4 protein-coding genes are annotated in these 3,745 nt (G+C 27.2%); all 4 read left to right on the top strand.

The annotated features are described in order from the left end of the window. Positions 1 to 158 precede the first annotated feature (158 nt). The 4 genes from HMPREF0202_RS11125 (at position 159) to HMPREF0202_RS11110 (ending at position 3,161) form a co-directional block, all read left to right on the top strand. Complete coding sequence (locus tag HMPREF0202_RS11125; RefSeq protein ID WP_023050888.1) at positions 159 to 506, top strand: hypothetical protein; 348 nt, start codon at positions 159 to 161, stop codon at positions 504 to 506. A 10-nt stretch (positions 507 to 516) separates the two neighbouring features. Further along, a complete protein-coding gene (locus HMPREF0202_RS11120) occupies positions 517 to 1,029 on the top strand; it encodes a hypothetical protein (RefSeq protein WP_023050887.1) in 513 nt (170 codons plus the stop codon). A 1,132-nt stretch (positions 1,030 to 2,161) separates the two neighbouring features. Then, on the top strand, positions 2,162 to 2,899 hold the full coding sequence (locus HMPREF0202_RS11115) for a recombinase family protein (RefSeq protein WP_390621385.1): 738 nt from the start codon (positions 2,162 to 2,164) through the stop codon (positions 2,897 to 2,899). Positions 2,900 to 2,936: 37 nt separating this feature from the next. Continuing rightward, positions 2,937 to 3,161: a hypothetical protein gene (locus HMPREF0202_RS11110; RefSeq protein ID WP_023050885.1), complete on the top strand. Its 225-nt coding sequence runs from the start codon at positions 2,937 to 2,939 to the stop codon at positions 3,159 to 3,161. Positions 3,162 to 3,745: the final 584 nt, after the last annotated feature.

The raw sequence follows: 3,745 nt of genomic DNA, 5'->3' as shown, positions 1-3,745 counted from the left end.
GTTATTCCGCGTTTTCCTGACGGGACCCCTAAAAGACATTATAAAGCTATGTGGGGTATGATGAGTAAAACAAGTATTCAAACTTTACACCGTTTTTGGGGAAAAGTTGGAAATAAGAGAAGTGATACCTAAACAAAAATTAAATTAGGTGTGTGAGTATGGAAAATTACAAAATGTACAAAGTTGGTAAAAAAAGATTAAAAGTTATATCAGAACTAGAAAAAATAGATAAAAGGTTTGAAGTGTTAAAAGAGGTCAACCCTCTCCAGTTTATGTTGAGTTTTCAAGATAAAGTTTATTTTAAAAATAGAATTGTATTGAGGAATAATATGATGTTGGAAGTAGTTTATCACACTTATTACATGACTATATATCAACCTTTTATCCCAGGAGAGAGAAGAAAGCTAGTTCTAAAACATATTAAATACAAAGAGATTAATCAAACTATAGAGGTTGTAAGAGAAATAAATAAAATTATTGAAGAAATAGAAGGGTTTTATATATGAGGGGGAAAATATGGAAAATGTAAAGCAGTTAATGGAAAAGAAAGCAGAGATAATTAAAGAATTAGAGGCTAAAAAAGAAAAATATGATTTATTACAAAAAGAAATAGAGCAGACTATAAGCCTAGAAAGTTTTGATAAGATTGATAAAGAAATAAACCAAATATTTGAAGAAATTCAAAAACTAGAGAAAATATTAGAAAATTTTGCTAAAAATGAAAATACAATAATAGATCAAGTGAAAAAACAAAAAGATAAAGAATACTATCAAGAAAATGAAATTATAAAGAAAAATATGGAAAAAATATCTAAAGAGTTTTTTAAATTCATAGAAAAATTGGAAAAAATAGGAATAGAAACAGAGAAAGAGATTCAACAAATAGAAAAACCATTAGAAATAGAATATCAAACACTTAGAGCAGAAAAAAAGATAGATGGGTCACAATATATTCGATTATATTCAAATGATGTACAAAATACTGAAATTTATTTTAAGGGGATTTGGGGAAGTAGATTTGAAAAGTAAAGTGAATGAAGAGAGAAAAGAGGGGGTAATGGAATGAGTAAAGAAGAAATGGTAACTATTACCAGGGTTGAATATAAAGAGCTTATTAAGGCTAGTATGGAATTAGAAAAGATTAAAAAGAAGTAAATTAGAAAGAGGGTAAAACCTCTTTTTTTTATTATTAAGAACTTGTCAAAACCTGTCATAAAAATTATATAAAGAAACCTTACAAAACCTTACTTTTTTTCTGTTGTTATGGAGATGTAGTACTACAAAACGTTCCTTAGAAAATAGTAGGTATAAACTGTTGTACACCTCGGTAAATGTGAGTATTGGAATGTTAAGAAATGTTAAGGTAAATCGGAGCAAACTGGAACACCTGGACAACTAAAAAACAATACAATCCAATACACCTACAACCTAAGAAAACCTAATGTAAAATGTTAATAAATCGTTTAAAAATATAGCTAAAATAGTGCATCCTTTTTGCATCCAAAACCAAAAAAAGTATGCACCCATTTTTCAAAAAAGGGTGCACCCGAAATACATCAAATTTGATTGCAACGTTCCATTGATTTTACGCAACGTTCCAATTACTATAGGGCTTATTTTTCGGACAAAGTCGGACAGTAAAAGGACTACTTTAGCGAACCAAAACGAACTACTTAGAACCTCACAAAACCTCACATAAAAAAATATAGGATAGGTAAGAAAATGTAAGAAGATTTTTTAAACTTTATGCATAAAATAACTTCAGTATTTTTTTAAAAATAAATCAGTAAAGAATATTGCTTATTCCTAAAAAGTTAAAAAGCTCTAAAATTGATTTTAAGGCACTTGATAAAATGTTGGTGGTAAATTTATATATAAAAATCATTAAAATTGAAATTTAGGGCAAATGGTAAAGCTAAAAATTAAATTAAAAGGTTATTTTGATAGCTTAAATTAAAAAAGTGGTTAGTTCCGTAGCATAATTGTGTTTTTTTATTAAAAATTAGAATGTAAATTATAAGACTTGGAACAACATCGAAACTAGTACCAAAAATGACGTATTAAAAAAAATACCAAAACTTGTTGACTTTTAGTTTTGTTTGATGTATGATTAGAGTATAAAAAATGACGAACGTCAATTTTGAACAAAGGAGTGATGTTTTTGAATAAAATTTATGGTTATTGCAGAATATCAACAAAGAGTCAAAGTATAGAAAGGCAAATACAAAATATATTAAAAGAGTATCCAGGAGCTAAAATATATCAAGAAGTATTTACTGGAACTACAATTGAAAGAAAAGAATGGACTAAACTTAAAAAAGTTATAAAGCCTGGGGATACGATTGTGTTTGATTCAGTTAGTAGAATGAGTAGGAATGCTGATGAGGGTATAAGTGAATATATGGAATTGCTAGAAAAAGATATAAATCTTATATTTCTAAAAGAGGGGTATATTGATACTGAAGTGTATCAAGAACAACTAAAAGCAAATGATAATATTCAAACTGATGATACAGACCTTAATGAAACTATCATGAAAGGTATTAGAGAATACTTGAAAAGATTAGCAACTAAGCAAATAAGAATAGCTTTTGAACAATCAGAGAAAGAAGTTCAAGACCTAAGAGAAAGAACAAAAGAGGGGTTACGAGTAGCACAGAGGAACGGAAGTCAAGTTGGTAGACTTAAAGGCGATACATTTGAAACTAAAAAAGCAAAAGAGGCTAAGGAAAAAATATTAAAATACTCTAAACATTTTGGAGGATATATGCAAGATACGGAATTGTTAAAAGAGATCCTTAATATTTCCAGGAACTCTTATTACAAATATAAAAAAGAATTACAAGAGGCTTATGCTAGAGGCGAGTTGAAAATAGTTAAAACTAAAAAAGAATGGTAATGTAAAACAATAAAATATATTAGGGGGTTTAAACATAATGGAAAATAAGATTTTAGAAAATAAAAAAAATTTATTAAATGGTTTATGTGCAGTATATAACAAGGGTGTTACTGATTTGGAAATCTACGAGTTAAAACAACAAATGTTACTTACAATCAAAGGAATGGAAAATACAGATAAAAATAAATTAGAAAATTTTATTGAAGATTTCTCAAATGTTTTGTTAAGTGTTGTAAATGATGAATTTTTTGAATGTGCTTAAAAATGCTAATAGTAAAAGAATATTATAATAATTTAAAGGGGTGTTAAAAATGAAAAAGGCAAATAATAAAAAGATGATTTTAGACTTCTTGGGAACTGTTAAGAATAAGGGTGTTATTGACAAAGAAACAGTTGAAAATATGATTAAAATCTTTATGAATAGAAAATAAAACTTAGAGAGTGATTTGTTCACTCTTTTTTTTATGTAGTCGTAGACACTTGGAACAAGTCCAAGAGATTATTTTACACGCAAGTTTTCAAATGAAATTTGAGAAACTGTTAAGCGTGCACTCTGTGAAAAAGAATTTAGATCCCTAAAATAAATTTAAACTAATTGATAAAAAATAAGCAGCATGATTTTAAATAGTTATATATCAAAAACTAAAATTGTTTTAAAGATAAAAAATGAATTTAAATAAAATTTGAGAGAGTGATTTTTCACTCTTTTTATTTGCATAAAATTAAAAGTTTTTCCCTATTAAAAAGTATTAAAGAGTATTAAAGAGTATTAGGGTGCTGAATTACATCTCTACAAGAGAGTTTTGAAAGGGTGTTCGACATAGTTTTGTTACATATTCGACATAG

This window comes from Cetobacterium somerae ATCC BAA-474 (assembly GCF_000479045.1).
Lineage (GTDB): Bacteria > Fusobacteriota > Fusobacteriia > Fusobacteriales > Fusobacteriaceae > Cetobacterium_A > Cetobacterium_A somerae.
Note: the sequence above shows the minus strand (reverse complement) of the source record. Positions and strands in the feature narration are given on the sequence as shown.

Coding starts and splice junctions, on each gene's coding strand:
- HMPREF0202_RS11125 (WP_023050888.1), top strand. CDS start 159: ATGGAAAATTACAAAATGTACAAAGTTGGTAAAAAAAGATTAAAAGTT.
- HMPREF0202_RS11120 (WP_023050887.1), top strand. CDS start 517: ATGGAAAATGTAAAGCAGTTAATGGAAAAGAAAGCAGAGATAATTAAA.
- HMPREF0202_RS11110 (WP_023050885.1), top strand. CDS start 2,937: ATGGAAAATAAGATTTTAGAAAATAAAAAAAATTTATTAAATGGTTTA.